Origin of the sequence: Bordetella ansorpii, assembly GCF_900078315.1 — a bacterium.
Taxonomy (GTDB): domain Bacteria; phylum Pseudomonadota; class Gammaproteobacteria; order Burkholderiales; family Burkholderiaceae_B; genus Bordetella; species Bordetella ansorpii.
Map to the genome: position 1 here is coordinate 876488 of NZ_FKBS01000025.1, position 26703 is coordinate 903190.

Here is a 26703-nt window from a genome sequence, read left to right on the forward strand (position 1 = left end):
GTTCAGCGTAGCAGTGGGATCAGGGTTCGGCGCGGGGCGCGGCGGGCGCTCCGGGAACCGGCGGGACGGACTCGGGCGGCACGCCGGACTGCGGCGGCGGGGCCACGACGCCCATCGATACGATGTACTTCAGGGCCGCGTCGACCGACATCTGCAGCTCGACCACCTGGTCGCGCGGCATCATCAGGAAGAAGCCCGAGGTGGGGTTCGGCGTGGTGGGGATGTACACGCTCAGGTGTTCGCCTGGCAGGTACGAGGCCACTTCGCCACTGGGCGCGCCGGTGAGGAACGCGATGGTCCACGAGCCGGCACGCGGGTATTGGATGAGCACGGCCTGGCGGAACGCGCGGCCGTTGGGGGCCAGCACGGTGTCGCTGACCTGCTTGACCGAGTTGTAGATGGACCGCACCAGCGGGATGCGGCCCAAGAGGCGCTCCCATTGCTCGAGCAGGCTGCGGCCCAGCAGGTTGGCGGCCAGCACGCCCGTGCCCAGCACCACCAGGATGACCAGCACGAAGCCGAAGCCGGGGATGTCGACGCCGAACAGCGACTGCGCGGTCAGGAAGCCGGGCACGAAGCCTTCCAGCGTGGTGACCAGCAGGCTCAGCACCCAGATGGTGATGGCCAGGGGCACCCACACCAGCAGGCCGGTGATGAAGTATTTCTTGAACATGCCGCTGCGCCCGGCCATCAGGTCGAGGACGACGACGGAGCGGGCGTGGCGGGCGCCACGGGTGCGGCGGCGGGGGCAGCCGGTGAGGTGGCGGGCGCGGCGGCGGCGCCATCGGACGCCGGCTTGGCGGCAGCCGGCTGAGAGCCGTTGCCTCGGAAGTCGGTCACGTACCACCCCGAGCCCTTCAACTGGAAGCCGGCGGCGGTGACCTGCTTGGCGTAGGCCGCCTGGCCGCAGGACGGGCAGACGGTCAGCGGAGCATCGGACATTTTCTGCAGCACGTCTTCGGCATGGCCGCACGCGGTGCATTTGTAAGCGTAGATGGGCATTGGGCGAACACTTGCAGAAAGCCTGGCGACCGGAACCGCCAGCCGATGGGCGGGGCATGCGCGGGCGCGCGGACGAACAGCCGGAAAAATCACGGCAAGTCTGGAATTTTAGCCCGAAGATTCGGACAGGGCTTTTACGCGGCTACCGGCAGTCGCGGCAAAGTCCTGCCCGGTTACAAAGCCCGGGCTAAATCAGGAACATCACGGCAGCCACCGCCGTGGGGGCCAATGCGCACACGAACAGCCTGCCGGGCGAGATGCTGCCATCCGGGAAGTGGTTCTTCAGAATGGAAAACCCGGCCGGATTGGGCGCATTGGCGATCACGGTCAGTCCGCCGCCCGTGACTGCGCCCGCCACCAGCATGTAGCGCCAGACGTCATTGGTGCCTTCCACCAGCGACCCCAGATAGGTCAGCGCGGCGTTGTCGGTGATGGCCGTCAGCGCCGTGGCGCCGCCGAACAGCACCAGGGGCGACAGGCCGCCCAGCAGGTCCTGCAGCCACCATTTCTGCAGGCCGCCCAGCACCACCAGGCCCGCCAGGAAGAAACCGACCATCAGGCCTTCCTTGATCAGCAGGCGGTTCTGATGACGCTTGTAGCCCTCGGCAAACCCGATGAACATCATCAGCAGGCCCAGGAAGACGGCGGGATGGTGGGCCGTCAGCACGACGCCGGCCAAAAAAAGCAGGTGCACCAGCATGACCCAGGCCGGCACGGGCGCACGGGACGTGTCGCCGTCGTCCGCATCGACGCCCTTGCCCGTGCCCACCGAGCCCTCCAGCAGCGCCGCGCGGCAGACCAGCGTCAGGACGAACGCATTGGCCACCACGGCCACGGCCGCGCGCCAGCCGAAGTGCTGGGCCATGAAAGCCGTATCCCAGCCGAAGGTGCTGGCCACCATCAGCACGGGCGGCGCGGCGTAGGCCGTCAGCACGCCGCCGATCGACACGTTGACGAACAGCACGCCCAGCGTCAGGTATTTGAAACCGGCTCGGCCGGATACGCGGAAATAGCCGTCACGCAGCAGCAGCGCGGCCAGCGTCATCGCGGCCGGTTCGGTGATGAACGAACCGCCCAGCGGCACCAGCGCCATCACCACGAAGAACGTCGCCAGTTCCCGGCGCACCGGCAGGAGCCGCGCCGCCGCGCGCAGCAGCAGGCTGACCAGTTCGAGGATCGGCCGGCTGGCGGCCACCACCATGATGGCGAACACGAACAGCGGCTCGGTGAAGTTGCGCGTGTCCATGTACTCGATGGCGCTGTGCGTGCCGCCCAGCAACGCCATGCAGACCAGCAGCACGAAGGCCCACACGCCGAACACCGCCTCGACCTCGGACAGCATGTGCCAGATGCCCGCATGGGGTCCGTCGCGATGCGCCAGGCGCGCGAAGAACGACACGGAGAACGTGTGAAGAACAGCAATGGCGAACAGGGCTGTCGCCACGATTTCTATGGTCTGGGGCATGCCGGGAGTCTGATTTGTGCGCAGGGCCGCGCCCGCGCGCGGCTTTGCGGCGGACTATAGCAGCCTGGGCCGCCGGACAGGTCGCGACGCGCGCTCGAGCGCTTCGATGCGGTCGCCCCGAATTCGACGGCCCGCAAGAATGCACGACATCGGCCGGACATTTATTTGTTAGTACAAATAAACTATGATGACTGTGATTGAAACCCGTGTATTCCTGACTTGGGCCGACAGGATCTGGACGGACAGCGAACGCGAGGCGTTCGTCGACTGGATCGCCGTCCATCCCGAAGCTGGCGATGTCATTCCAGGCTCCGGAGGCTGCCGGAAGGTTCGGTGGATGCGCGCCGGCCTCGGAAAGCGCGGTGGTGCCTGGACAATATCTCCGCCGCCACCTTGGCCCAGATGAAGGAGAAGTTCGATGCCCAAGAAAATTGATCCCGAGTTGGCTGAGTTCGAGGCCGCGCTGCTGCAAAGCGTGGATCAGGCGATGTCTGGCCAATTCGCGCGCGTCCATACTCCTGAGCAGATCGTGCAACGCAGCCGTGGCCGTCCCGTAGGCAGCACCAGTCAAGTGCGCAAGACCGCCACGACGATTCGATTCGACGAGGAAGTGATCCAGGCGTTCAAGGCGACAGGGAAAGGCTGGCAGACCCGCATGAACGATGCCCTCAAGGACTGGCTCCGAACCCACCAGCCGGGCTGATGCCGGCAGTGCATGGCGTCATGGTCAAACCGCCTCCCGCAACAACCGCGCCCCCTTCTCCGCAATCATCAACGTCGGCGAATTCGTATTCCCCGACGTGATCGTCGGCATGATCGACGCATCGATCACCCGCAGGCCCTCCACGCCATGCACGCGTAGCTGCGCGTCCACCACTGCCTGCGCGTCGTTGCCCATCTTGCAGGTGCCCACGGGATGGAAGATCGTCGTGCCGATCTCGCTGGCGGCCTGGGCCAGGTCGGCATCGGTCTGCAATTGCGGGCCGGGCCGGTATTCCTCGGGATCGAACCGCGCCAGCGCCGGCTGGGCCACGATGCGGCGCGTCAGGCGGATGCTGTCGGCGGCCACCTTGCGGTCGGCCTCGGTCGACAGGTAATTGCACAGGATCTCGGGCGGGTCGCGCGGATCCGGCGAGGCGATGCGCACGTGTCCGCGGCTGGTGGGCCGCAGATTGCACACCGAGGCCGTGAAGGCCGGGAAGGCGTGCAGCGGATCGCCGAACTTGTCCAGCGACAAGGGCTGCACGTGATACTGCACGTTGGCGCGTGATTGATCCGGACCGGTGCGCGCGAAAGCCCCCAACTGCGACGGCGCCATGCTGAGCGGGCCGCGGCGCGCAAAGGCATAGTGCAGGCCCATGGCCGCCTTGCCCCACCACGTGGCCGCCATCATGTTCAGCGTGCGCGCCCGGCGCACGCGGTACACCAGGCGCAATTGCAGATGGTCCTGCAGGTTGCCGCCCACGCCCGGCAGGTCGTGCACCACCGGGATGCCATGCGCCTGCAGCAACGCCCCCGGCCCCACGCCCGACACCTGCAACAGCTGCGCCGAGCCGATGGCGCCCGAGGCCAGCACCACCTCGCGCGACACCCGCACGTCCTGCTCGGGGCCCTCGCCCTGGCGGTAGCGCACGCCCACGGCGCGGCGGCCCTCGAACAGCACGCGCGATACCTGAGCGCCGGTGGTCACCGTCAGGTTCGGCCGCCCGGCAATCGGCCGCAGGAAAGCCTTGGCCGCATTCCAGCGCACGCCGCGCTTCTGGTTCACCTCGAAATAGTCGCAGCCTTCGTTGTCGCCGCGATTGAAATCGTTGACGGACGGCACGCCCGCCTGGGCCGCCGCGTCGCGGAACGCGTCCAGCAATGGCCAGGTCAGGCGCTGGCGCTCGACCCGCCATTGGCCGCCCGAGCCATGGAACTCGCTGGCGCCGCCATGATGATCCTCGCTGGCCTTGAACATCGGCAGCACATCGTCCCAGCTCCAGCCGGGATTGCCCAACGCCGCCCAGCCGTCGTAGTCGGCGCGCTGGCCACGCATGTAGATCATGCCGTTGATCGACGAACTGCCGCCCAGCACCCGGCCACGCGGATAGCCCAGGCTGCGTCCGGCGATGCCCGGATCGGCCTGGGTGCGGTAGCACCAGTCGGTGCGCGGATTGCCGATGCAGTACAGGTAGCCCACCGGAATGTGGATCCAGTGCCAGTTGTCCGGGCCGCCGGCCTCCAGCAACAGCACCCGCACGGCCGGATCGGCCGACAGGCGGTTGGCCAGCAGGCAGCCGGAGGTGCCGGCGCCGACGATCACGTAGTCATAACGGGCTGCGGGCGCGGACGGCGCCGCCTTGTCTGCGGTCATGCGCATTGTCTCCTCGAAGCGTCTGGCCTATAGCCTGCGCGGTCTGTGGTTTTGTCCCGCCGTATCTTGCGCCCCCTGTTCCATCCCCGCAAGCCGGCGGCCATCTCCGGAGAATTGGGCAAAAGCCATGACCGGCAGGCCCTCTCGGCAGTTCGATGCCCGGCGGGGCCAGCGCAATTGGAAAACTGTTTTTTGAACCTTTCCCCGGTATGCTCGGTCTGTGATTTTTTCAGTCTGTTGTCAGAAACGCGCCTGCCGGTCCGTTCAACATCAGGACGCGGGGCCCTCCCGGAGAAAGTCGGATGTCTGTTTGCCCCATGTCGGCCTGGCCGACTGCCGTGCCTGCCTTCCCCCTCCCATTGAAAAACCGCGCGGAGATTCCCGCATGACGGCCGCCATGACGACAACAGCGGACCGCTCCCATGGCCTGTCGGTCACCGATGGCGTGGGCGTGCTGGTCGGCGTGGTGATGGGCATTGGCATCTTCGGCTTTCCGCCCCTGGTGGCGCAGAACGCCGGTTCGGTGCCGATGTACATCGCCATGTGGCTGGCGGGCGGCGCCGTGATGCTGATCGGTGCCCTGTGCTATGCCGAACTGGGCTCGGCCTATCCCGATTCCGGCGGCGAATACCACTATCTCACCCGGGCCTGGGGCCCGCGTGTCGCGCTGCTGTTCGGCTGGGCGCGCGGCACCGTCATCCAGACCGGCGCCATCGCCACCGTGGCTTTCATCTACGGCGAGTACGCCCAGCAGCTGCTGCCGCTGGGTACGCATGGCGTCACCCTCCACGCGATGATATCGATCATCGTGCTGACCCTGCTGAACATGATCGGCACCTCGCCATCGAAGCGGCTGCAATTGCTCCTGACCGGTCTGGAAGTGGCGTCGCTGGCCGCCATCGTAGTGGCGGGCCTGATGTCGCTGGGCACCGAGATGCCGCCTCCCCCGCCACCCATGCCCATCGAGACCAGCCTGGCCGGCGCGCTGGGCATGGGCATGGTCTTCGTGCTGCTGACCTACGGCGGCTGGAACGAAGCGGCCTATCTGTGCGGCGAGCTGCGCAATCCGGCGCGCGACGTGGTGCGCGTGATGCTGATCGGCACGGCGATCGTGGTCGGCGCCTATCTGCTGGTCAACTTGGCGTTGTTGCAGATATTCGGCCTGGGCGGCCTGCAGCGTACGCAAGCCGTCGGCAGCGAGGTCATGCAACTGGTGGCCGGCCCGTATGCCGCGGTGCTGCTGGCGCTGACCGTCAGCTGGGGCGCGTTGACGACCATCAACGGCACCATCCTGACCGGCGGACGCGTCTATCATGCGCTGGGCCGCGACCTGCCCGGCCTGCGCAAGCTATCGGGCTGGAGCGAACGAGGCCAGTCGCCCACCAACGGCCTGCTGGTTCAGGGCGTGATGACGCTGGCGCTCGTGGCCGTCGGCCATTTCGCCGAAAACTCGGTGCAGGCGCTGGTGGCCTACACCGCGCCGGTGTTCTGGCTGTTCATGATGCTGGTGGCGCTGGCGCTGATCAAGCTGCGCCAGCGCGAGCCCAACCTGCCGCGCCCCTTCAAGGTGCCGCTATATCCGCTCACACCCATCCTGCTGGCGCTGACCTGCGCCGGCCTGGTGTGGTCCAGCGCGGTGTATGCGGGCATGGGATCCCTGCTGGGCCTGGCGGTGCTGGCGCTGGGCGTGCCGGCCCTCTACTTCATGCGGCGCGGCCACGCGCCGGCGTGAACGCGGTGTTGCACGGCGTGCCATCGGGGCGCGGCGCTTCGTGCGTGGTGCCGTGCGGGCGCCGCACCGAACGCCGCGACCGGGCGGCGCCGGCATGCGCTGCGATCAGACCGCGCTTCCGGTCATCGGCGCGCCCAGCGGCGCCTCGTCCGGCGATCGGCTATCGCCCTGCGCATCCCGCTCGGCCTGTTCCGCCTGCGCGCGCTGCAACAGGCAATACAGCATCTCGGTCGACAGGCCATGCAGCACCAGGCGGTGCCCGGCGCGCAGCGTCGACATCGGCACCAGCGGATGCTTGTTGTTGACCAGGACCAGGTGCTCCGGCGCCCTCATCAGCCGCGCGGCATACACGCCGATGGTCTCGTCCAGCTGCAACGAATTGGCGGCCCGCCAGAAGTCGTTGTCCGTCAGCAGCAGCTGATACATCGGCGTGAACAGCTCGATGGCGCTTTGCAGGTCCAGGAAGTTGCGGCGCCGGTTCGGCATGTCCGACAGCTTCAGGCCGGGATCGCGCAGCATCGAGAAATCCACCCGATCGGGCGCATGCAGGTCGGTGCCCGCGTCACGCAGCGCCTGGTTCAGGCGGATCACGAAGTTGAACAGGTTCAGGTCGTGCTTGACGAACATCTCGTCGCGCAGGTCCGCGATGACGCGCGGTTCCAGCGGCGTGGTGGTGACGGGCACTGGCGAATTGCGCGCGATGAAGGCCAGCACCTGCGCGCCCAGGTGAAAGTGCCGCAGGATCAGCCAGTTGGCCTGCGGCGACACGAAGTGCTCCAGCCCCCACGCCAGAATGCGATGCAGCAGCTTCGACTTCGACCAGCGCCGCGGCATGAAGGTCTTGATCACCTGCAGCAGAATAATGCAGGCGCGCGCCAGCGGCCTCAGGAACGGCAGCAGGTATTGGCGCGACGCGCTGCTGGAATCCTCCAGCCAGGCCTGCTTCACGTCGTCGGGCAACGGCGTGCTGCGGTCCAGGTACAGCGCCAGCCAGGGATCGGGATCGGCCGGATCGTGTGGCCGGCTCAGGAATTCGGGGGTGGGGCTCATCCTCACTGCTCCGTGATGTGCTCGAACTGCATCAGGTACAGCGAAGCCGTGCGGCGCGCGGTGTCCACGATGCGGCGGGCCGCGCCCTGTTCTTCCACCAGCAGCACCATCTCGACGGCGGCCAGCCAGCGCGCCAGGTGATGCTCGTCGTTGTGGCCGTGGTACTCCAGGAACTTGAAGGCGTTGGCCGGCAGGGGCAGCGCGGCCTTCAGCAGCGGCAGCAGCGCCGGCACGATGCGCTGGCCAGTGCCTTCGATGATGTAGATCGCCCCCAGCAATCCGATCGGGTCCTTGCGCGCCGCCAGGCCGTGCAGATAGGCGTTCAGCGCCTCGCCGCCCGGATTGCGGCGCAACTGGTCGATATCCTCGATCTGGCCGCCCGCGTTGCGGTAGTCCTGGAACAGGATCTTGAAGTCGTTCTGTTCTTCGCCGGCATGCAGGCCGATCAACGCCGCCAGCGCGGCATAGCGTTCGGACAACGAGGCCGCGCCTTCGCGCATCCACTTGCTGCCTTCGCGCACCTGCGGCACCCACTGCGCCATCCAGTTCAGATAGTCGTCGGTGCCGAAGCGGCCTTCGCGCAGGCTGCGCACCATCGGCGTGCGCCACACGCGCGAGCGGTAGTCGTGCCAGATCGAAGCCAGCTCGGCCAGCAGCGGCGCCAGTTCGTCGGGCGCGGTCTCGGGGTCATGCGGCGGGGCGATCGCATCGGCTTCGGGGCCAGCGGCGACCGGTGCCACGGTGGCGGCAGCGCCCGCGGCGATAGCCGTCTCTCGAACCGGCTCGGTAGCGGGGTCGGGGTCGACGGCCGGCGCGGAGTCCGGCACGGGCGCCGCCACCACGGTGTCCAGCGCCGCCGCGGCCGCCGAGCCGATCAAGGCCGACGCCTCGGCCGAAGCCGCCGCCAGGTCGGCCGGCCGGACCTTCGGCAATGCCGCGGCGGCATCCTCGGCCTCGAACAGCATGTAGGCCGCCGTGAAACGGCCCGACTCGGGGATATAGCACAGCACCTGCTCGCCTGGCCGCAGCGTGCGGGTCTCCAGGAACTCTGCCAGCATGATCAGGATCGACGCCGCCCCCGTGTTGCCGCGCCACGTCAGGTTGCTGAACCAGCGCTCGGACGGAATCGACAGCCCGGCCTTGTCCAGCAGGTCTTCCACCACGGGAATGAACTTGGCCGACGAGTAATGGCACAGGAAATGGTCGATGCGCGAGGGCTCGACCCAGCCTTCGTGCACCAGCTTGGCGTACTCGTGGATGCCGATGTCGAACAGGTGCGGCAGCAGGCGGATGTCCTGGCGCAGCAGCAGCGCGCCCTGCGCCTCGGCCTCGCTCCACGACGAATAGTCCAGGTGCGAGCGCTTGTCCAGGGATTGCCCCAGTTGCATGCACACCGGATAGTCGCCCGAGAACGAGCGCTGGTGCACCCACTTCAGGCGCAGGCGCACGCCCTGCGAAGCACCCGGCACCGCGCCGCCAGCCGTACCCAGCAACAGGGCGCCGGCGCCGTCCGACAGCATCCAGCGCAGGAAGTGCGCGTCGAAATCCGCGTTGTAATCCTGCGCGGCGAAGCGCGACCGCTTGAACAGGCGCGACGGCATCTCGCTGGCCACAGCCAGCGCGCGCGCGTGGCCGCCCAGCTCCAGGCCCTGCGCCGCCGCCTGGATGGCCGCCACGCCGGCCGCGCAGATGCCGTGCGCCGACAGCGTCTCCATCGGCGGGGCCGCCAGTTCGCCCTGCACCATGCCGGCCAGGCCGGGCATCAGCAGGTCGCCGCCCGACGAACCGGTGGTCAGCAGCGACACCTCGTCCAGCCCGCGGCCCGTGCGCGCCAGGCAGTCACGGATCGCGCCCGCCGCCATCTGCGCATTGGAATGGCGCGTGGCGCCCTCGGGATCGATGGCGTAATAGCGTTTCTGGATGCCGTTCTCGGCCAGGATGCGCGCCTTGATGCGCCCCGACGCGCGGTTCAAGGGCGCGATGTAATCGTCCATCTCTTCGTTGGACACGGGTTCGCCCGGCATGAAATAGCCGGCGCTTTCCAGATAGACGCGTTCAAAGGCGATGGGCATGGCCGGAAGGTCGCTCCTGCAAGTCGATGGAAATGGGCAAGGACCCGGGGTGCATCTGCGCGCGGGTGCGGCAGCGCGGCACCACCAGTCCGACAAGATAGACACGCAGCATGTACCGCACCAGTCCTGGCTCGATCAATTCGGCCGGTATGCGGTGACGATACTGCTGGCGATGCACGCGCGGCAGTTCCGACCAATGCATGCGGCCGTGTTCGTGATGCGCGGTGTGCAAGCCGATGTTGAACAGCAGGGGGTTCACCAGGCCCTCGAAATTGCGCGCGTAGCTCATGCGGCAGCGCCGCTGCGGACCGCCGTCAGCGTGCGCGTGCTGCAGATAATTGGTGGCCAGCAGCCAGTGCAGGCCGTGCAGTTGCGGCAGGATCACCAGCACCACGGCCTTGGATGGATTGGCCGCCAGCAGGCCGCCCCACAAGCCCAGCCACACTCCGTATTGCGCCAGGCAATAGCGCCATGCGCCGGGGCTGCGCACACGCAGGCGGCGCAGGCTGGCGAAGAACAGCGGGTAAAGCACCCACGCCGCCTGCACCGGATGCAGCAGGTAGCCCAGCAGATGGTTGGTGTCGCCGCCGAAGCGGTACGTGCGCGCCGCGTCGCGCGGGCCGTGCACGTAGCGATGATGATTGGCGTTGTGCGCCGCATGGAACACGAACGTGGGATGGCCCTGCAGCAGCGTCAGCCAGAAGTCGGTGGCGCGGTTGGCCCGGCGTCCGCGCCACAGGCGCCGGTGCGCGTGGTTGTGGTGGATCACGCCCACGCCCAGCGTCAGGAACAGCATCAGCCCGTACAACGGCCAGCTCAGCCCATGCACCCATTGCCAGGCCGCCAGCGCCGGCTGCGCGGCCAGGTAGGCCACGCTCTGCCAATCGCGCCGGTTGCGCAGGCTAGGCAGACGGCGCAACGCGTGCTCCCTGCGCCATGCGGGCCTGCGCGGCATCTTCCTTCAGCCGCGTGCCGAACAGGCGATCCATGAAGGTGAACTGGAATCCGTAGTTGCCGTGATAGCAGGCATGATGCAGATGATGCCGGCGGCTGGCCGCGAACCAGTGCGCGTACGACACCCGCGGAAAGAAGTCGTAGTTGGCGTGGCCGACGCAGTTGAAGAACAGGCTGAACAACGGCACCGACAGCAGCGACCAGAAGCTGAAGTCGTGCACCGCCATCGGCAGCAGGATCACGTTGCCCAGCATGATCGCCTCGACGGGATGGAAGCTGTAGGTCGAGAACGGCGTGGTCACGATGGAGCGGTGATGCGGCGTATGGAAACGCCGCAGCCAGCGCGTGTGCAGCAAACGGTGGTTGATCCAGAAGTGCACGTCGTTCCAGGCCACCAGCGCCAGGATCTCCAGCGCGATGCGCCCGGCGCTGGCGTGGGGTTCGAGCCGCGCCCAGCCCAGTTGCAGGAAGCCCCACGGAAACACCATGCCCAGGCCGAACACCAGGATGGACACGCCCGACTGGGTCAGTTCGCGGCGCAGCTGGCCAGGCGCCAACGGCCGCGTATCGAGCGGCGCGCCGATGCCCAGCGCGGGCAGCACGCGTTGCGTCAGCAGCACCGTCGCCAGCCCGAAGACCAGGTAGATGCCGCCGAAGAAGACCAGCCCGTAGAGCATGACCTGCCATGCCGTCAGGGCTTCGAATGCTTGCGCCATGTTCTGTAATGCCGCCGCCATCGGAAACGGCGGATGATAAGCAATTGCAGGCCCGGTGGTGCATGACAATGATTACCAAATGATTCCGTGTCATGGGCGGCCATGCCATCCATCTGGGCACGCCATGCCGGCGGCCGCCTCCGCTCCGCGTGGCCTCGTTCCGGCATGCCGCCTTCCCGGCGCGCGCCCTCACACCGCGGGCGGATACCGCCGGTCCAGCTCGGCCACCGCTGCCTCGAGCTGCAGCCCCAGCGCCGGGGCCGCCCGCATCATCGGCGCCCGCAGCTCGTCGCGCAGGAAACCCTGGCGACACAGCAAGGCCTTCAGCGGCGCGGGATTGGGCTCGGCATACAGCAGGCGGATCACCGGCGCCAGCGCCAGGCAGATGCGCCGCGCCACCTCCAGCTGTTGCGCCCGCAGGGCCTGGAACATGGCCACATGGAGATCGGCGCGTACGTGCGCCGCCGCGGCGATCAGGCCCGCCCCACCCAACGCCACCGTGCCGAAGGCTTGCAGATCCTCGCCCGCCAGCACCTGCAGGCCGCCATGCGCGATCAGCGCCAGGGTCTTGTCCAGCGAGCCGCCGCAGTCCTTGATAGCCGCGATGTTCGGGTGCTCGGCCAGCGCCAGCAGCGTGCCGGTATCCAGCGTGGTGCCCGTGCGGTACGGGATGTCGTACAGCACCAGCGGCACGTGCGCCGTATCGGCCAGCGCCAGGAAATGCGCCATGGCGCCGGCCTGGCCGGGCCGCACATAGGCGGGCGCGGCCGACAGCACCGCGGCGATGGGCCGCTCGCGCAGCGCCGCCAGCCGCCGCAGCAGGCGCGGCTGGCTGGCGCCGCTCAAGCCCATGATCACCGGCAGGTCGCCGGCGGCCTCCAGCGTGGCGTCCAGCACGAACAGCTGTTCGTCCTCTTCCAGCGCCGCGGCTTCGCCCGTGCTGCCGCACACCACGAAGCCAGACACCCCCTGCCCCCCGTAATGCCGCACCAGGCGGCGCAGCGCGGCGGCGTCCGGCATGCCGTCACGGAACGGCGTGACCAACGGAATCCAGACACCCTGGAAAGACATTTGCGATTGCGTAGACATGAACACTCCATTGCGATACAGACCGTCGTCGTACCGTGCGGATGTGCTCGTGAATGAAGTGGAGTCGCGCGCCCAACCAGCCCTCGGCGCCTTCGCCGCTGTCCCGTCGCCCATCCGACGGAACAGCGAGCTCCGGTCAGATGAGCTGCTGTTTTTTGGCTTTCAGGCCGGCGGCTGCCGTGCCCAGGCTATCGATGAAAATCGCGCACAGGGCTTCCATGCCCTGGCGGTCGGCGTCGTCGAAACGGCCCGGAATGGGGCTGTCGACGTCCCAGACGCCTATCAGTTCGCCACCGTGCACCAGCGGCACGACGATCTCGGCGCGCGAGGCGGCGTCGCAGGCGATGTGGCCGGGGAATTCATGCACGTCCGGCACCACCTGCGTCTGGCGGGTGCTGGCGGCGGCGCCGCACACGCCGCGCGACAGCGCGATGCGCACGCAGGCGGGCTTGCCCTGGAAGGGGCCCAGCACCAGCTCGGTGCCGTCGAACAGGTAGAAGCCCGACCAGTTGATGTCGGGCACCGCCTGCCACACCAGCGCGCTGAAATTGGCCGCATTGGCGATCGGGTCGTGCTCGCCGTCCAGCAGTCCGCGCATCTGCGACGCCAGCTCTGCATAGAGCTGCGGCTTGGAGTCGGCGGAAATGGCGGTGGCGGCGAACATCGGGCGATTCTAGCGGAATTGCGCAGGCCCGACGTGGCCGCCGCGCAACTGTACCGGCCAAAACCGCACGCGGTGCACCGGCTCCGGCCTCGGGACGGCGCCGGGCCTTGTGGGAGAATGGTTGCGCAATTTCTGCACAACGCGATCTTTTTTCTCCCCAGGCACAACCATGGACAAGCCTTTCGAACCCGCGTGCGTGTTCTCCGAACGCGCCAATCAGCTCACCAGTTCCGCCATCCGCGAAATCCTCAAGGTCACCGAGCGTCCCGAGGTCATTTCGTTCGCCGGGGGCCTGCCCTCGCCGGCAGGCTTTCCGGTAGAGGTGGTACGCGCGGCATTCGACAAGGTACTGTCCACCAATGGCCGCGCCGCCCTGCAATACGGCCCCACCGAAGGCTACGCCCCGCTGCGCGAATGGGTGGCGCAGGACCTGAACCGCCAGGGCGCCAGCGGCGTCACGGCCGACCAGATCCTGATCGTCTCCGGCTCGCAGCAGGCGCTGGACCTGCTGGGCAAGGTGCTGATCGACCGCGACAGCAAGGTGCTGGTCGAGGACCCCACCTATCTGGGCGCGCTGCAGTCGTTCAGCCTGTACCAGCCGCGCTTCGTCCCCGTCGCCACCGACGAGGGCGGCCTGATCCCCGAGGCCCTGACGCCCGAACTGGCCGAGGGCGGCCGCTTCCTGTACGCCCTGCCCAACTTCCAGAACCCGACCGGCCGCACGCTGAGCCTGGCACGCCGCCAGGCGCTGGTGCAGCAGGCCGCGCGCCTGGGCCTGCCCCTGGTCGAGGACGATCCCTACGGCGAACTGCGCTACGCCGGCGAGCCCCAGCCTGGCCTGCTGGCCCTGGGCGGCCAGTGCGGCGCCACCGTCATCCGCCTGGGCAGCTTCTCCAAGGTGCTGGCGCCCGGCCTGCGGCTGGGCTACATCGCCGCCCCGCGCGCCATCATCGACAAACTGGTACAGGCCAAGCAGGCCACCGACCTGCACACGCCCACGCTGACGCAGATGGCCGTCCATGAAATCGTCAAGGAAGGCTTCCTGGCCCGGCACCTGCCCACCGTGCGCGAAATCTATCGCGCCCAGGGCAGCGCCATGCTGGACGCCGTCCAGCGCGAATTCCCGGCGCAAGCCAGCTGGACGCGCCCCGAGGGCGGCATGTTCCTGTGGGTGACGCTGCCCGCCCACGTCGACAGCCAGCAGTTGCTGGTGCGGGCCATCGAGCGGAACGTGGCCTTCGTGCCCGGCGCCCCCTTCTATGCCGGAACGCCCAGCCGCAATACACTGCGCCTGAGCTTCGCCACGGTGCCCGAGGACAAGATCCGGGCCGGCATCGCCGTGTTGGGCCAGCTGATCAAACAGCAGGCCTGACGCCGCGGCGTCCCTGGCGGCCGCTCGCGCCCCCTGGCGCGCGCGGCCGCGCCTCCATTTTGCGAATCCGATCGAGCGTGCAGCAGTCCACCACCCCCGACCTCAACGACATCGTCCTCAACGACTGGGTAGAACGCTGGCTGCCCCGCTCATGGCGTCCCTATATGCGCCTGTGCCGCATGGACCGGCCCATCGGCACCTGGCTGACGCTCTTGCCCTGCATCGCCGCGCTGATCCAGGCGGCGGGCGGCCTGCCCGACCTGGGCCGGCTCATCGTGTTCTCGCTGGGCGCGCTGCTGATGCGCGGCATCGGCTGCACCGTCAACGACATGTGGGACCGCGACATCGACAAGCACGTCGAACGCACGCGCTTCCGCCCGCTGACCAGCGGCCAGATCACCATGAAACAGGCCATCGTGTTCCTGGTGGCGCAACTGCTGGTGTGCGCGTCGCTGCTGTTCTTCATCAACGGCATGAGCCGCTGGCTGGCCGTGGCGGTGCTGCCCTTCGTCTTCATCTATCCCTTCTGCAAGCGCATCACCTATTGGCCGCAGGCCGTGCTGGGCATCTGCTTCAACTGGGGCATGCTGATGGCCTGGTCCGACACGCAGAACATCGTGCCGCTGGCCGCCATCGCGATGTGGCTGGGCGCGGTGCTATGGCAGATCGGCTACGACAGCATCTACGCCTATGTGGACGTGCGCGATGACCGCAGCCTGGGGCTGCGCTCCACCGCCATGCGCTTCGCCGACCAGGGCAAGCTGTGGATCGGCGGGTTCTATGTGGCCACGCTGGCGCTGTGGACCTGGGGCGGCTACGCCATGGGCCTGGGCTGGGGCTACTACGTGGGCATGCTGGCGCTGGCGGCGCACCTGGGATGGCAACTGGCCATCTTCAACCTGCAGCGCCCGGACCGCAATTTCATGCTGTTCCGCGCCAACCTGTGGGTAGGCGTGATCCTGGTGGCGGCGGCGCTGGCGGGGACGTTGATCTGACTAAGGACGTCCTCAAAAAACCAAGTCACGACACCAGGAGAGGATTGCCGGCGAACGAACGGCAAATGGCTAGAGAGCACCCGCCCTACCATGAACCGGACGGAAATAGCCCTTGATGCAGTCCGTATTGCGCACGCTGAGCTGGATGTGATTCTTGCTCAAGAAACCAGCATTCTGGTAGATAGGATCCCCTTCGAGGAAGGGGCCGCGCACCGAGTCGTAGGCTGGCTCTCGCCTTGATTCACGATACTCGTGCAAGGTGTTCATCACTGCGCAGTCCAAGGCACGGCCTGCCTTGTCCGGAGATTTCCCGACATTCTTCGCGACTTCCGTACCGGCAGCCTCTGAGAGCCGAATGTAGATCCGGTGGGCTTCCTTGACCTGCACCAATCCATCATGGTCGAACAGGTCAAGGCAATGGCGCAGATCAATGATTGCGCCAAGAACGAAAGGCGTCTTGATCTTGCCTTCTTTCTTGCGTTGCACCGCCCAATCCATCGCGCGGCCCGGGTTGCCTTCCCAGAAGTAGATGCCGTGTCCGAGCCAGTCGTACTTCTGCTCCGAGTGTTTCAGATGAGGCTCCCGACCGCGAAGGAGTGTTTCGCCCACGCCTTTGTCGCAGCCATGAAAGCCGAGGACAAAACTCGGTTGATACTCGTATGCAGACCAGGCGGCAGCCATTACGCAGCGCGGAAGGGCTTGGTCAGCTTTCCAGTCGGAGTAACGATGCCAGCGCGTTGCAGGAAGGACAACGCAGCAGCCTTGGAGCTGCCCTGTTCCTGCCCAAACGCACGCATATCTGCAACACGTTCCTGTGTAGTCAGGATGCGCACCATCCTGCCTCGTTGCGACGATTGCTGCGTCGCCTTGGACGCGGTCTTTTTAGCAAATTTCGCTGGAGCCTTGGCAGGCATGACGGTTCCTTTGGTTACTTTTTGATCCTAGCATGTGCAGGCGCCCCGAGGCATTGCAATACTACAGCTCCTGGCCCGCCAAACCACCATCGAGGATGACCAATAGATCCCGATACGCGTGAGGATGCACGGCACCGCTACGCCATGAGAGAACACGTCGAACAAAGTGACGTAGCCGCCGTCACAGCGGGGCCAGACTCAGGCCCACCCCTCCAGCCGCAGCGTCGCGCGCACCAGGCGCTGCTCTTCCTGCTCGATCTCGGCCAGGCTCTGCCGGACGCTGTCCACGTGCTCGGTGGCGGCCTTGTGCGCCTGGTCGGGCAGGCGGCCCACCACGGCCTTGTACAGGCGCGCATGCTGGCTGTCGATCTGGCGCTTGTGCGGCGCGCGGTGGTACAGGTTGTTCACACAGGCGAACACCGATCCCAGCAGCAGATCGGTCAGCGATTGCAGCGTGTGCACCAGCACCGCGTTGTGCGAGGCCTCGCAGATCGCCAGGTGGAAGGCATGGTCCAGGTGGGCATGTGTGGCGATGTCGGTATCCTGCCCATGCGCGGCCACCATTTCCTCGTAGCGCCGCCGGATCATGATGAAGTCGGCATCCGTGCCGCGTAGGGCGGCCAGGCGCGCCGACTCTCCCTCCAGCAGCGAACGGACCTCCAGCAGGTCGTACAGCGTGCGCGGCTGCGAATTGAACAGATGCACCAGCGGCCCCGCGTCCACCTGCGAGATCTGCGCCACGTACGAACCCTTGCCCTGCGCGGTATGGATGATGCCGCGCGCGCGCAGCAGCCGCAGCCCCTCGCGCAGCGCGCTGCGGGACACGGCCAGCTTCTCGGTCAGGCGGCGCTCCGACGGCAGCGCCTGTCCGGCCTTGAGCACGCCGTCCACGATCAGGCGTTCGATGCGTTCGGCCACCTCGTCCGCCACGGGGCGGGGCCGGCCGGCCACTTCCATATCCATGTTCTTCTCCTTGCCCGCGCCGGCCCCGCTCCGCGCGGCAGACCACACTGGTATGACCGCGGCTCACCCATCGAGCCACCCAAGCAGGCCCGGCACGCCAACTTATTGAAATCAAAGCACGAAATCGGAATTCACGCGACTGACCGGCCTCATAAACTGGTATGACCAGTGGCCGGAACTATGGACATCCAGGGCCGGCCAAGGCCATCATGGCTGCCATAACGAGAGCGCACCGCGCGATCCCCGCGCGGCGCCAGGCTCCACTGCGACGCACATTCCCGTTCACGGGGCAGGCCGACCCCTGCCCCCAAGCCTCGAGACATCCATGACCGACCGCACCCCGCAACACGGCCTGCAAGTGGCGACCGTCCTGTACCGCTTCATCGAAGACGAAGCCCTGCCCGGCACCGGCCTGGACAGCGCCGCCTTCTGGCAGGGATTCGCCCAGCTGGCGCACGACCTGGCCCCGCGCAACCGCGACCTGCTGGCCCAGCGCGACCTGCTGCAGCAGAAGCTGGACGAATGGCACCGCGCCCGTCCGGGCCGCATCGCCGATGCCGCCGCCTACCGCAAGTTCCTGGAAACCATCGGCTACGTGCAGCCGCAGCCCGCCTCGGTGCAGGCCGGCACGCAGAACGTCGATACCGAAATCGCGCAGCAGGCCGGTCCGCAACTGGTGGTGCCCGTGTCCAACGCGCGCTACGCGCTGAACGCCGCCAACGCCCGCTGGGGCAGCCTGTACGACGCCCTGTATGGCACCGACGCCATCTCGCAGGAAGGCGACCTGGCGGCCGGCAAAGGCTACAACGCCCAGCGCGGCCAGGCCGTCATCGCGCGCGCGCGCGCCTTCCTCGATGGCGCCGCCCCGCTGGCCCAGGGTTCGCACACCGACGCCACCGCGTACACCGTGCAGGACGGCAAGCTGTCCGTGGCCCTGAAGAACGGCCAGTCCACGGACCTGAAGACCCCGCCGCAGTTCGCCGGCTATCAGGGCGATGCGCAATCGCCCGACGCCCTGCTGCTGAAGAACAACGGCCTGCACTTCGAGATCCAGATCGACCGCCAGCATGCCATCGGCGCCACCGACGCCGCCGGCGTCAAGGACGTGCTGCTGGAAGCCGCGCTCACCACCATCATGGACTGCGAAGACTCGGTCGCCGCCGTCGACGCCGACGACAAGGTGCTGGTCTACCGCAACTGGCTGGGCCTGATGAAGGGCGACTTGGCCGAGGAGGTCAGCAAGGGCGGCAAGACCTTCACGCGCCGCCTGAACGCCGACCGCGAATACCACGCGCCCGCCGGCGGCACGCTGACGCTGCACGGCCGCTCGCTGATGTTCGTGCGCAACGTGGGCCACCTGATGACCAACCCGGCCGTGCTGGACCGCGATGGCCGCGAACTGCCCGAAGGCATCCTGGACGCCGTGGTCACCTCGCTGGCCGCGCTGCACGACCTGCAGGCGCGCCGCAACTCGCGCAGCGGCTCGGTGTACATCGTCAAGCCCAAGATGCACGGCCCGGCCGAAGTGGCCTTCGCCAGCGAACTGTTCTCGCGCGTCGAAGACCTGCTGAAGCTGCCGCGCAACACGCTGAAGATGGGCATCATGGATGAAGAGCGCCGCACCAGCGTCAACCTGAAGGCCTGCATCGCCGCCGCCGCCGAGCGCGTGGCCTTCATCAACACCGGCTTCCTGGACCGCACCGGCGACGAGATGCACTCGTCCATGGAAGCGGGCCCGATGATGCGCAAGGGCGACATGAAGTCCAGCGCCTGGATCACCGCCTACGAGCGCAGCAACGTGCTGGTCGGCCTGGATTGCGGCCTGCGCGGCCGCGCCCAGATCGGCAAGGGCATGTGGGCCATGCCCGACCTGATGGCCGCGATGCTGGAACAGAAGATCGGCCATCCCAAGGCAGGCGCCAACACGGCCTGGGTGCCTTCGCCCACCGCCGCCACGCTGCACGCGCTGCACTACCACCAGGTCGACGTGCAGGCCGTCCAGCGGGAACTGGAAAAGACCAAGCTGGATGACGTGCGCGACGAACTGCTGTCCGGCCTGCTGACGGTGCCCGTGGGCAATCCGTCCGACTGGTCCGCCGAAGACATCCAGCGCGAGCTGGACAACAACGCGCAGGGCATCCTGGGCTACGTGGTGCGCTGGATCGACCAGGGCGTGGGTTGCTCGAAGGTGCCCGACATCAACAACGTGGGCCTGATGGAAGACCGCGCCACGCTGCGCATCTCCAGCCAGCACATCGCCAACTGGCTGCGCCACGGCATCACCACCCGCGAGCAGGTCGAGCAGACCTTCCAGCGCATGGCCGCCGTGGTCGACCAGCAGAACGCCAACGACCCGCACTACCGCGCGATGGCGCCGGACTTCGACGCCTCCATCGCCTATCGCGCCGCCAGCGCGCTGGTGTTCGAAGGCCTGGCGCAACCCAACGGCTATACCGAGCCGCTGCTGCATCAGTACCGCCTGGCGTTCAAGGCCGCGCAGCGCTGATCCATCCCGCGTCATCGAAAAGCGTCTCGTGCCGGTCAGGCACGAGACGCTTTTTTCGTTCGATGGACAGAGCACTCAGCCGCGTGCCGCATCCCGCGGCGACATGCCGTAGTGCCGGCGGAACGCGGTGGAGAAATTGCCCGCGTGGTCGTAGCCCACTTCCAGCGCCACCTGCGTCACCGGCAGGCGGGCCTGGCGTATCAGCGCCATCGCATGGCGCATGCGCGCGGCCAGCAGATACTCCGACAAGGTCACGCCCTGCACGGCCTTGAAGGTGCGCGCCAGCTTGGACACGCTGACACCGGATTGGTCCGCCAGCTCCTGCAGGCTGGGCGGCTCGCGCAACGCATCGGCCAGGCGCCGCGCCACGCGTTCGGCGATGGCTTGGTCGCGCGGCCGTGGCGGACACACCGCCTCGTCGGCCTCGCGCATCAGCGCGAAGAAATGCCGCAGCACATCCTGCGTGCTGGACTGCAATCGCAGCCGCCGCTGCACGCGGTCATCCATCGTCTCGAAAAAACTCTGTGCCGCCTGCCGCAGACCCAGCGACAGGCTGGCATGGAACAACGCGAAGGGATCGGGCCCGCCCGCCAGATAACGCGCCAGCGCGCCGCCATAACGTTCGGCATCCAGGCCCAGTTCATGCAGCAGGTAGTCGCGCGTGCACGAGACGGTGACGGAGCGCTCGCGGTCGCTGGCGCGGAACACCTCGATCTTGCGCGCGCCGCAGGGTTGCAACAACGCGCTGCACGACCCCGCGCCGATGGCGTGCACCGGCTCGCGGCCATCGGTGATGGCGGACTCGCCCGCCAGGCGCAGATGGATCTTCAGCGCGCCGCTGCAGTCGTACTGTTCCTCGATATCCCTTGGCCGCGCCACCTCGGCCCAACTGGCCGACAGGCCCGCGCCGAACACCAGCGTGTCGCGGTAGCCCTGCATGCCCGCCCCCACCGGCCGCGACGCGATGAAGCAGGCCGAGCCGGTGGCGGCGATATCGGTCACTTCGAACGAGTGCGGCACGTAGGCGTGCAACCCGCTGCCCACCACGGGATGCTGCACGGCACTGAAGGCGTCTGGGGTCATGTCGAAGACGTTAGCGGCACGCTTTCGCCAGCGTCAAGCACACGACGGCTGCCGCGCCATCACTCGCGGGTAAACCCGCAATCATGCGGCCATGCAGCATCGCCTGCCCGCCGCGCAAACAAACCTGCCGTTCGCTCAGAAGCGCGCGGGCCGGCACGTGACTATGCTGGACCGACGATCCCCTTCAGCGCCGCAGCCCGCCATGACAGACATCCCGCTTCCGAAGTTCTCATTGACCCGCCGCACGGGCGCCCTGGTGTTCGTCTCGGGCCAGATGGCCTTCGGCGAAGGGTTCCGCATCGTCGGCGAGGGCGTGGCCGCGCAGACCCGCACCTGCCTCGAACACCTGGAACGGCATCTGGCCAGCGAGGGCCTGTCGCGCGCCGACATCGTCAAGACCACCGTGTGGCTGACCCGCGTGGAAGACTTCCGCGCGTTCGACCAGGCCTATGGCGAGTTCTTCGGCAACGCCACGCTGCCCACGCGCTCGACCGTGCGCGCCGACCTGATGCTGCCCGGCGCGCTGGTCGAGATCGAGGCCGTCGCACAGATCAGGAGCGCCTCATGAATGCCGCCCATCAGGACACCCCCACCGACGCCGCCGTCGCCTGGATCCAGCGCCTGGTGTCCATCGACACCACCAGCCGGAACTCCAACCTGGGCCTGATCGAGATGGTGCGCGACGACCTGCGCCGCGCCGGCATCGGCTGCCACCTGAGCCACGACGACAGCGGCGCCAAAGCCAATCTGTACGCCACCGTGCCCGCGCACGACGGCAACGTCCAGGGCGGCATCGTGCTGTCCGGCCACACCGACACCGTGCCGGTGGACGGCCAGCAATGGGACCACGACCCGTTCACCCCCCGGATCCACGACGGCAAGCTGTACGGCCGCGGCACCTGCGACATGAAGGGATTCATCGGCACCGCCTTGTCACTGGTGCCGCGCCTGACCGCCACGCGCTTGTCCAGACCCGTGCATTTCGCGCTGTCGTACGACGAAGAACTGGGCTGCCTGGGCGCTCCCGTGATGCTGGCCGACCTGAAGGCGCGCGGCGTGCAGCCCGAGGGCTGCATCGTGGGCGAACCCACGTCGATGCGCGTGATCGTGGCGCACAAGGGCATCAACGTATGGCGCTGCTGCGTGCGCGGCCAGGCGGCGCATTCATCGCTGACGCCGCGCGGCCTGAACGCCATCGAGTACGCCGCGCGGCTGATCTGCTTCATCCGCGACCTGGCCGACGAGATGCGGCGCGACGGCCCCTTCGACCAGGCCTTCGACGTGCCCTTCAGCACCGCGCAGGTCGGCACCATCCAGGGCGGCATCGCCGTCAACACCATCCCGGCACTGTGCCAGTTCGAGTTCGAGCACCGCAATCTGCCGGGCGCCGATCCGCAGCGCTTCTTCAGCCGCATCCAGGACTACGCCAACAACGAACTGCTGCCGCGCATGCGCGCCGAACACGGCAACGCCGCCATCGAACTGGAAGCGCTGGCCGGCGCGCCCTCGCTGGACGCCGCCGAACAGGCCGCCATCACGCAGTTGGTGCGCGCGCTGACCGCCGACCGCGACACGCGCAAGGTGGCCTACGGCACCGAGGCCGGCCAGTTCCAGCGCGCCGGCATTCCGTCGGTGATCTGCGGCCCCGGCGACATCCAGCAGGCGCACCGGCCCAACGAATTCGTCGCGCTGGACCAGATCACGCGGTGCGCGGCGTTCCTGGACAAAGTCATCGACAACCTGGCGCAACCCTAGCCGCACGCGCTCCCTCGGGGAAACCATAATCACATGAACACCGCCACCCTCACGGCCTCCGGCAGAAAGCCGCCGTCCTCCGCCCGCATCATCGCGTCCGCCTCCATCGGCAACGCGCTCGAATGGTTCGACCTGGTGGTCTACGGCTTCTTCGCCGTCACCATCTCCAAGCTGTTCTTTCCCACGGGCGACGACACCATCTCGCTGCTGCTGACGCTGGGCACCTTCGGCGTCTCGTTCTTCATGCGGCCGCTGGGCGCGCTGGTGCTGGGCGTGTACGCCGACCGCGTCGGCCGCCGCGCCACGCTGACCTTGTCCATCATGCTGATGATGCTGGGCACGCTGCTGATCGCCATCATGCCCACCTACGACGCCATCGGCCTGTGGGCGCCCATCGGCATCGTCATCGCGCGCATGATCCAGGGCTTCTCGGCGGGCGGCGAGTTCGGCAGCGCCACCGCCTTCCTGGCCGAACACACGCCCAACCGCCGCGGCTTCTTCGCCAGCTGGCAGGTGGCCAGCCAGGGCCTGACCACGCTGCTGGCCGCAGGCTTCGGCGCGGGCCTCACGCAATACCTGACGCCCGAGCAACTGCAAAGCTGGGGGTGGCGCATCCCGTTCTTCTTCGGCCTGTTGATCGGGCCGGTGGCCTATTACATCCGCACCCGCATCGACGAGACGCCCGACTTCCTGGCGGCCGGCCCCAACGAGACGCCGCTGGCCGACACGTTCTCCCACAACCGCCTGCGCCTCTTGCTGGCCATCGGCACCGTGGTGCTGGGCACGGTGGCCACATACCTGGTGCTGTACATGCCGACCTACGCGGTGAAGACGCTGAAGATCCCGCAATCGGCGGCCTTCGCGGCCACGCTGGTGACCGGCATCGTGCAGTTCATCTGCGCGCCGCTGGTGGGGCGCTGGTCGGACAAGCATGGGCGCACCGGCATCATGCTGGTGTCGGCGGTGCTGTTCGGCGTGGTGATCTATCCGCTGTTGCACATGCTGGCGCAGTCGCCCACGTTCGGCACCATGATCGCGGTGCAGATCGTCATCGGCGTGCTGCTGTCGGGCTACTTCGGCGCGCTGCCCGCGCTGTTGAGCGACCTGTTCCCCACGCGCACCCGCACCACGGGCATGTCGCTCGCTTACAGTATTGCCGTCACTATCTTCGGCGGCTTCGCGCCCTTCATCATCACCTGGCTGATCTCCACCACCGGCAATCCCTACGCGCCCAGCTTCTACCTGATCTTCGCCGCCGTGATCAGCATCGCCGCCCTGATCGGCGTGCGCGGCAAGCTGGGCCTGCGTTGACCTCCATCGGAGTTGTTGTACCCATGACCTCGCCTTACGACACCACCACCCAACCCGACCTCGCGGCCATCACGGCGACCCGCGCGCAACTGCAACCCTGGGTGCGGACCACGCCCGCGCAGGAGCGGGACGACTTCGAGCCCATGCCCGGCACGCGGCTGAACTTCAAGTTCGAGCTGCTGCAGGCCAGCGGCACCTTCAAGGCGCGCGGCGCGTTCTCGAACATCCTGGCGCTGGACGAAGCCGGCCGCGCGGCGGGCGTGACGTGCGTATCGGCCGGCAACCATGCCGTGGCCGTGGCCTATGCGGCGATGCGCCTGGGCGTATCGGCCAAGGTCGTCATGATAAAGACCGCCAGCCCGGCGCGCGTGGCGCTGTGCCATCAGTACGGCGCCGAGGTCGTGCTGGCCGAAAACGGCCAGACCGCGTTCGACACGGTGCGCCGGATCGAGGCCGGGGAAGGCCGTTTCTTCGTGCATCCCTTCAACGGCTACCGCACCGTGCTGGGCACCGCCACGCTGGGCCAGGAATGGCTGGAGCAGGCCGGCGAGCTGGACGCGGTCATCGTGCCCATTGGCGGCGGCGGCTTGATCTCCGGCATCGCCACCGCGGTGAAGCTGATCGCGCCGCACTGCCAGGTGTATGGCGTGGAACCCGAGGGCGCGGACGCCATGCACCGCAGCTTCCTGGCCGACGGCCCGATCAAGATGGGCGCGATGCAGAGCATCGCCGACAGCCTGATGGCGCCGCACACCGAGCAGTACGGCTACAACCTGTGCCGCCGCAACGTCGACCGCCTGGTGAAGGTCAGCGACGATGAGATCCGCGCCTCGATGCGGCTGCTGTTCGATCAAATGAAGCTGGCCGTGGAACCGGCCTGCGCCACCGCGACGGCGGGGCTGGTGGGGCCCTTGAAGGCCGAACTGGCCGGCAAGCGCGTGGGCGTGCTGCTGTGCGGCACCAATACGGACCCGGCCACGCTGGCGAAGCATCTGGGCGTTTGACCGGACGGAGGGGTCGGGCAATCGGCCAGAAGAATCAACAGGCGAGCACCGGGTCCGTGGACGCGTCCTCGCCTGCGCGGTGAAACGCGCCATGCCTGCATGATGCATGCCGTTCAGCCCGCCAGCGGCTGCACTTCCACCGTCAGGTGCGCCAGCTGCTCCATGTGCGCCAGCCGGGCCTTGTAGAAGGCTGGATCGTGCGGGGCCTGCGCGGCCAGCGACACGATGGCCGCGTAACGCGACGGCCCCACCTGCCACACATGCAGGTCCGTCACCTGCGCGCCCGTGGGCTCGACCGCCTGGCGGATGTCGCGGCGCACCGCGTCGCCCTGCGGCACGGCATCCAGCAGCACGTTGCCCGTGTCACGGATCAAGCCCCACGACCAACGCGCGATCACCAGCGCCCCCACCACGCCCATCAGCGGATCGGCCCATAGCCAGCCATAGCTGCGTCCCACCAGCAGTGCCACAATGGCCAGCACGGAGGTCAGCGCGTCGGCCAGCACGTGCAGGTAGGCGGCGCGCAGGTTGTTGTCGCGGACCTTATCTGGAACCGCCGGCGTTGAATGCGCATGCGCGCCGTGGCCGTGAGCATGCGGATGCGCTGCCGTGTGCGCGGCATGTCCATGACCATGACCATGATCGTGCCCATGCGCATGCCCGTGATGGTGATGCCCATGGTCATCCTTCAACAGCCACGCGCACGCCAGGTTCACCCCCAGCCCGATCACCGCCACCAGGATGGCCTGCCCGAAGCTGATCGGCACCGGGTTGGCCAGCCGCACCAGGCTTTCCCACCCGATCAGCAACGCGATCAACACCAGCACGATGGCGCTGGCAAAGCCCGCCAGGTCGCCCAGCTTGCCGGTGCCGAACGTGAAACGTGGATCGCGCGCATGGCGACGCGCATACCGATAGGCCAGCGCCGTCATCAGCATGGCGCCCGCGTGCGTGGACATATGCCAGCCATCGGCCACCAGCGCCATCGAGCCGTAGATCGTGCCACACACGATCTCGGCCCCCATCATGGCGGCCGTCAAGGCGATCACCAGCCACACCTTGCGCTCGTTGCGCTGGTGGTCGCTGCTGAGGAAAAAATGATCATGGCCGAGCGATTGCACGGTACTCATGGGAAGACTCCTTGCCGATCCTTCGGCGGTACCCGGGCCTTCACAGGTCCGGCAAGACAACGTGGCGCGCCCTATTTCAGGTACGCGCGGATGACCTCGACCAGTTCATCGCCCGCCTGGTGCCGCGCGCTGTGCGAGTCTTCGTCGACCACGTGCTCCTGCAGGTGGTCCGCCATGACCTCGGCCGTCAGTCCGGTGACGGCGCCGCGCACCGATGCCAACTGGCGCAGCACCTCGATGCAGGACTCTCCCGTATCCAACGCGCGCTCGACGGCTTCGAGTTGGCCCCGCATGCGGCGCACGCGGGCGATCAGCTTGTCTTTCTGGCGGGTGGTATGGGACATGGGATCTTGATGCAAATATAGTCTAGGGGGTTATATTATTTTGTCGGCCACGCCCAGTCAACCACTCTCATGCTCGTCCCAGGGGGCACCCGCCACCCATCGTCCTTTGCATCGCGTCAAGCTTCGTTACCAGAACGAGCATGACGGCACAGGCCCTCCCGGCAAAAGCCACTAAGATGCCTTCGCTTCGCCGCATGAACAGCCCCCGTAACCGCGCCCCCCCCCC

25 protein-coding genes are annotated in these 26703 nt (G+C 67.5%); 9 read left to right on the forward strand and 16 right to left on the reverse strand.

What is annotated here, in order from left to right; all coding sequences use genetic code 11:
- Positions 1 to 19 precede the first annotated feature (19 nt).
- From A7W11_RS21655 to A7W11_RS21665, 3 genes are all read right to left on the reverse strand, one after another.
- The gene (locus A7W11_RS21655; protein WP_066125812.1) at positions 20 to 673 is read right to left on the reverse strand and encodes a DUF502 domain-containing protein; all 654 of its coding nucleotides are present in this window, start codon (positions 671 to 673) and stop codon (positions 20 to 22) included.
- Between the two features lie 17 nt (positions 674 to 690).
- Complete coding sequence (locus A7W11_RS21660; RefSeq protein ID WP_066419020.1) at positions 691 to 1002, reverse strand: FmdB family zinc ribbon protein; 312 nt, start codon at positions 1000 to 1002, stop codon at positions 691 to 693.
- A gap of 187 nt (positions 1003 to 1189) precedes the next feature.
- Positions 1190 to 2467, reverse strand: a complete 1278-nt coding sequence (locus tag A7W11_RS21665; protein ID WP_066419023.1) for a putative Na+/H+ antiporter — start codon at positions 2465 to 2467, stop codon at positions 1190 to 1192.
- A gap of 487 nt (positions 2468 to 2954) precedes the next feature.
- Between A7W11_RS21665 and A7W11_RS21670 the strand changes: the two genes are divergently transcribed.
- Positions 2955 to 3170, forward strand: a complete 216-nt coding sequence (locus A7W11_RS21670) for a BrnA antitoxin family protein (RefSeq protein WP_235816946.1) — start codon at positions 2955 to 2957, stop codon at positions 3168 to 3170.
- Positions 3171 to 3194: 24 nt separating this feature from the next.
- On the opposite strand, the gene A7W11_RS21675 is transcribed toward A7W11_RS21670, so the two are convergent.
- The gene (locus A7W11_RS21675) at positions 3195 to 4823 is read right to left on the reverse strand and encodes a GMC family oxidoreductase (RefSeq protein WP_066419360.1); all 1629 of its coding nucleotides are present in this window, start codon (positions 4821 to 4823) and stop codon (positions 3195 to 3197) included.
- 385 nt (positions 4824 to 5208) lie between these two features.
- Between A7W11_RS21675 and A7W11_RS21680 the strand changes: the two genes are divergently transcribed.
- A complete protein-coding gene (locus tag A7W11_RS21680; RefSeq protein WP_082887412.1) occupies positions 5209 to 6555 on the forward strand; it encodes an APC family permease in 1347 nt (448 codons plus the stop codon).
- A 105-nt stretch (positions 6556 to 6660) separates the two neighbouring features.
- Here A7W11_RS21680 and A7W11_RS21685 read toward each other — a convergent pair whose 3' ends face one another.
- The 6 genes from A7W11_RS21685 to A7W11_RS21715 form a co-directional block, all read right to left on the reverse strand.
- Positions 6661 to 7605: a DUF6999 family protein gene (locus A7W11_RS21685; protein WP_066419038.1), complete on the reverse strand. Its 945-nt coding sequence runs from the start codon at positions 7603 to 7605 to the stop codon at positions 6661 to 6663.
- Between the two features lie 2 nt (positions 7606 to 7607).
- Positions 7608 to 9677 carry a beta-ketoacyl-ACP synthase III gene (locus A7W11_RS27635; protein WP_082887413.1) on the reverse strand — a complete coding sequence of 690 codons (2070 nt, stop codon included), beginning with the start codon at positions 9675 to 9677 and terminating at the stop codon, positions 7608 to 7610.
- Positions 9661 to 10632 carry a fatty acid desaturase family protein gene (locus A7W11_RS21700; RefSeq protein WP_066419043.1) on the reverse strand — a complete coding sequence of 324 codons (972 nt, stop codon included), beginning with the start codon at positions 10630 to 10632 and terminating at the stop codon, positions 9661 to 9663. Before A7W11_RS21700 ends, A7W11_RS27635 begins: the two co-directional genes overlap by 17 nt.
- A complete protein-coding gene (locus A7W11_RS21705) occupies positions 10580 to 11347 on the reverse strand; it encodes a sterol desaturase family protein (protein WP_066419046.1) in 768 nt (255 codons plus the stop codon). Before A7W11_RS21705 ends, A7W11_RS21700 begins: the two co-directional genes overlap by 53 nt.
- A gap of 189 nt (positions 11348 to 11536) precedes the next feature.
- Complete coding sequence (gene dapA, locus A7W11_RS21710; protein WP_066419049.1) at positions 11537 to 12436, reverse strand: 4-hydroxy-tetrahydrodipicolinate synthase; 900 nt, start codon at positions 12434 to 12436, stop codon at positions 11537 to 11539.
- A 136-nt stretch (positions 12437 to 12572) separates the two neighbouring features.
- The gene (locus A7W11_RS21715; RefSeq protein WP_066419055.1) at positions 12573 to 13100 is read right to left on the reverse strand and encodes a GAF domain-containing protein; all 528 of its coding nucleotides are present in this window, start codon (positions 13098 to 13100) and stop codon (positions 12573 to 12575) included.
- A 169-nt stretch (positions 13101 to 13269) separates the two neighbouring features.
- Here A7W11_RS21715 and A7W11_RS21720 point away from each other — a divergent pair, with 169 nt between their 5' ends.
- Both A7W11_RS21720 and ubiA read left to right on the forward strand, forming a co-directional pair.
- On the forward strand, positions 13270 to 14472 hold the full coding sequence (locus A7W11_RS21720) for an aminotransferase-like domain-containing protein (protein ID WP_066419059.1): 1203 nt from the start codon (positions 13270 to 13272) through the stop codon (positions 14470 to 14472).
- Between the two features lie 77 nt (positions 14473 to 14549).
- Positions 14550 to 15467: a 4-hydroxybenzoate octaprenyltransferase gene (ubiA, locus tag A7W11_RS21725; protein WP_066419062.1), complete on the forward strand. Its 918-nt coding sequence runs from the start codon at positions 14550 to 14552 to the stop codon at positions 15465 to 15467.
- A gap of 69 nt (positions 15468 to 15536) precedes the next feature.
- On the opposite strand, the gene A7W11_RS21730 is transcribed toward ubiA, so the two are convergent.
- From A7W11_RS21730 to glcC, 3 genes are all read right to left on the reverse strand, one after another.
- Positions 15537 to 16148, reverse strand: a complete 612-nt coding sequence (locus tag A7W11_RS21730) for a hypothetical protein (RefSeq protein WP_066419065.1) — start codon at positions 16146 to 16148, stop codon at positions 15537 to 15539.
- Positions 16148 to 16381, reverse strand: coding sequence for a hypothetical protein (locus tag A7W11_RS28115; RefSeq protein WP_156523181.1), 234 nt, complete (start codon positions 16379 to 16381; stop codon positions 16148 to 16150). Before A7W11_RS28115 ends, A7W11_RS21730 begins: the two co-directional genes overlap by 1 nt.
- Positions 16382 to 16579: 198 nt before the next feature.
- On the reverse strand, positions 16580 to 17344 hold the full coding sequence (gene glcC, locus A7W11_RS21735) for a transcriptional regulator GlcC (RefSeq protein WP_066419068.1): 765 nt from the start codon (positions 17342 to 17344) through the stop codon (positions 16580 to 16582).
- Between the two features lie 325 nt (positions 17345 to 17669).
- Here glcC and A7W11_RS21740 point away from each other — a divergent pair, with 325 nt between their 5' ends.
- Complete coding sequence (locus A7W11_RS21740; protein WP_066419071.1) at positions 17670 to 19850, forward strand: malate synthase G; 2181 nt, start codon at positions 17670 to 17672, stop codon at positions 19848 to 19850.
- Positions 19851 to 19925: 75 nt separating this feature from the next.
- Here A7W11_RS21740 and A7W11_RS21745 read toward each other — a convergent pair whose 3' ends face one another.
- On the reverse strand, positions 19926 to 20933 hold the full coding sequence (locus tag A7W11_RS21745; RefSeq protein ID WP_066419073.1) for a helix-turn-helix transcriptional regulator: 1008 nt from the start codon (positions 20931 to 20933) through the stop codon (positions 19926 to 19928).
- A 202-nt stretch (positions 20934 to 21135) separates the two neighbouring features.
- On the opposite strand from A7W11_RS21745, the gene A7W11_RS21750 reads away from it, so the two are divergent.
- The 4 genes from A7W11_RS21750 to A7W11_RS21765 are packed head-to-tail and all read left to right on the forward strand — an operon-like array spanning position 21136 to position 25003.
- Positions 21136 to 21501 carry a RidA family protein gene (locus A7W11_RS21750; protein WP_066419075.1) on the forward strand — a complete coding sequence of 122 codons (366 nt, stop codon included), beginning with the start codon at positions 21136 to 21138 and terminating at the stop codon, positions 21499 to 21501.
- The gene (gene argE, locus A7W11_RS21755; RefSeq protein ID WP_066419076.1) at positions 21498 to 22688 is read left to right on the forward strand and encodes an acetylornithine deacetylase; all 1191 of its coding nucleotides are present in this window, start codon (positions 21498 to 21500) and stop codon (positions 22686 to 22688) included. The genes A7W11_RS21750 and argE overlap by 4 nt, the downstream gene beginning before the upstream one ends.
- Before the next feature lie 33 nt (positions 22689 to 22721).
- Positions 22722 to 23999, forward strand: a complete 1278-nt coding sequence (locus A7W11_RS21760) for an MFS transporter (RefSeq protein WP_066419078.1) — start codon at positions 22722 to 22724, stop codon at positions 23997 to 23999.
- 23 nt (positions 24000 to 24022) lie between these two features.
- A complete protein-coding gene (locus A7W11_RS21765) occupies positions 24023 to 25003 on the forward strand; it encodes a threonine/serine dehydratase (protein WP_066419080.1) in 981 nt (326 codons plus the stop codon).
- A gap of 113 nt (positions 25004 to 25116) precedes the next feature.
- Here A7W11_RS21765 and dmeF read toward each other — a convergent pair whose 3' ends face one another.
- Positions 25117 to 26133 carry a CDF family Co(II)/Ni(II) efflux transporter DmeF gene (dmeF, locus tag A7W11_RS21770; RefSeq protein ID WP_066419082.1) on the reverse strand — a complete coding sequence of 339 codons (1017 nt, stop codon included), beginning with the start codon at positions 26131 to 26133 and terminating at the stop codon, positions 25117 to 25119.
- 71 nt (positions 26134 to 26204) lie between these two features.
- Complete coding sequence (locus A7W11_RS21775; RefSeq protein WP_066419085.1) at positions 26205 to 26477, reverse strand: metal/formaldehyde-sensitive transcriptional repressor; 273 nt, start codon at positions 26475 to 26477, stop codon at positions 26205 to 26207.
- Positions 26478 to 26703 lie beyond the last annotated feature (226 nt).

Excerpts from the sequence above, each read along its gene's own strand:
- A7W11_RS21715 (WP_066419055.1), bottom strand. The coding sequence starts at position 13,100 with ATGTTCGCCGCCACCGCCATTTCCGCCGACTCCAAGCCGCAGCTCTAT.
- A7W11_RS21775 (WP_066419085.1), bottom strand. The coding sequence starts at position 26,477 with ATGTCCCATACCACCCGCCAGAAAGACAAGCTGATCGCCCGCGTGCGC.
- A7W11_RS27635 (WP_082887413.1), bottom strand. The coding sequence starts at position 9,677 with ATGCCCATCGCCTTTGAACGCGTCTATCTGGAAAGCGCCGGCTATTTC.
- A7W11_RS21670 (WP_235816946.1), top strand. The coding sequence starts at position 2,955 with ATGTCTGGCCAATTCGCGCGCGTCCATACTCCTGAGCAGATCGTGCAA.
- A7W11_RS21700 (WP_066419043.1), bottom strand. The coding sequence starts at position 10,632 with ATGCCGCGCAGGCCCGCATGGCGCAGGGAGCACGCGTTGCGCCGTCTG.
- A7W11_RS21760 (WP_066419078.1), top strand. The coding sequence starts at position 22,722 with ATGAACACCGCCACCCTCACGGCCTCCGGCAGAAAGCCGCCGTCCTCC.
- argE (WP_066419076.1), top strand. The coding sequence starts at position 21,498 with ATGAATGCCGCCCATCAGGACACCCCCACCGACGCCGCCGTCGCCTGG.
- A7W11_RS21740 (WP_066419071.1), top strand. The coding sequence starts at position 17,670 with ATGACCGACCGCACCCCGCAACACGGCCTGCAAGTGGCGACCGTCCTG.
- A7W11_RS21730 (WP_066419065.1), bottom strand. The coding sequence starts at position 16,148 with ATGGCTGCCGCCTGGTCTGCATACGAGTATCAACCGAGTTTTGTCCTC.
- A7W11_RS21685 (WP_066419038.1), bottom strand. The coding sequence starts at position 7,605 with ATGAGCCCCACCCCCGAATTCCTGAGCCGGCCACACGATCCGGCCGAT.
- A7W11_RS21655 (WP_066125812.1), bottom strand. The coding sequence starts at position 673 with ATGTTCAAGAAATACTTCATCACCGGCCTGCTGGTGTGGGTGCCCCTG.
- A7W11_RS21660 (WP_066419020.1), bottom strand. The coding sequence starts at position 1,002 with ATGCCCATCTACGCTTACAAATGCACCGCGTGCGGCCATGCCGAAGAC.
- A7W11_RS21750 (WP_066419075.1), top strand. The coding sequence starts at position 21,136 with ATGACAGACATCCCGCTTCCGAAGTTCTCATTGACCCGCCGCACGGGC.
- A7W11_RS28115 (WP_156523181.1), bottom strand. The coding sequence starts at position 16,381 with ATGCCTGCCAAGGCTCCAGCGAAATTTGCTAAAAAGACCGCGTCCAAG.
- dmeF (WP_066419082.1), bottom strand. The coding sequence starts at position 26,133 with ATGAGTACCGTGCAATCGCTCGGCCATGATCATTTTTTCCTCAGCAGC.
- A7W11_RS21765 (WP_066419080.1), top strand. The coding sequence starts at position 24,023 with ATGACCTCGCCTTACGACACCACCACCCAACCCGACCTCGCGGCCATC.
- A7W11_RS21745 (WP_066419073.1), bottom strand. The coding sequence starts at position 20,933 with ATGACCCCAGACGCCTTCAGTGCCGTGCAGCATCCCGTGGTGGGCAGC.
- A7W11_RS21675 (WP_066419360.1), bottom strand. The coding sequence starts at position 4,823 with ATGACCGCAGACAAGGCGGCGCCGTCCGCGCCCGCAGCCCGTTATGAC.
- dapA (WP_066419049.1), bottom strand. The coding sequence starts at position 12,436 with ATGTCTACGCAATCGCAAATGTCTTTCCAGGGTGTCTGGATTCCGTTG.
- glcC (WP_066419068.1), bottom strand. The coding sequence starts at position 17,344 with ATGGATATGGAAGTGGCCGGCCGGCCCCGCCCCGTGGCGGACGAGGTG.
- A7W11_RS21705 (WP_066419046.1), bottom strand. The coding sequence starts at position 11,347 with ATGGCGCAAGCATTCGAAGCCCTGACGGCATGGCAGGTCATGCTCTAC.
- A7W11_RS21720 (WP_066419059.1), top strand. The coding sequence starts at position 13,270 with ATGGACAAGCCTTTCGAACCCGCGTGCGTGTTCTCCGAACGCGCCAAT.
- A7W11_RS21665 (WP_066419023.1), bottom strand. The coding sequence starts at position 2,467 with ATGCCCCAGACCATAGAAATCGTGGCGACAGCCCTGTTCGCCATTGCT.
- A7W11_RS21680 (WP_082887412.1), top strand. The coding sequence starts at position 5,209 with ATGACGGCCGCCATGACGACAACAGCGGACCGCTCCCATGGCCTGTCG.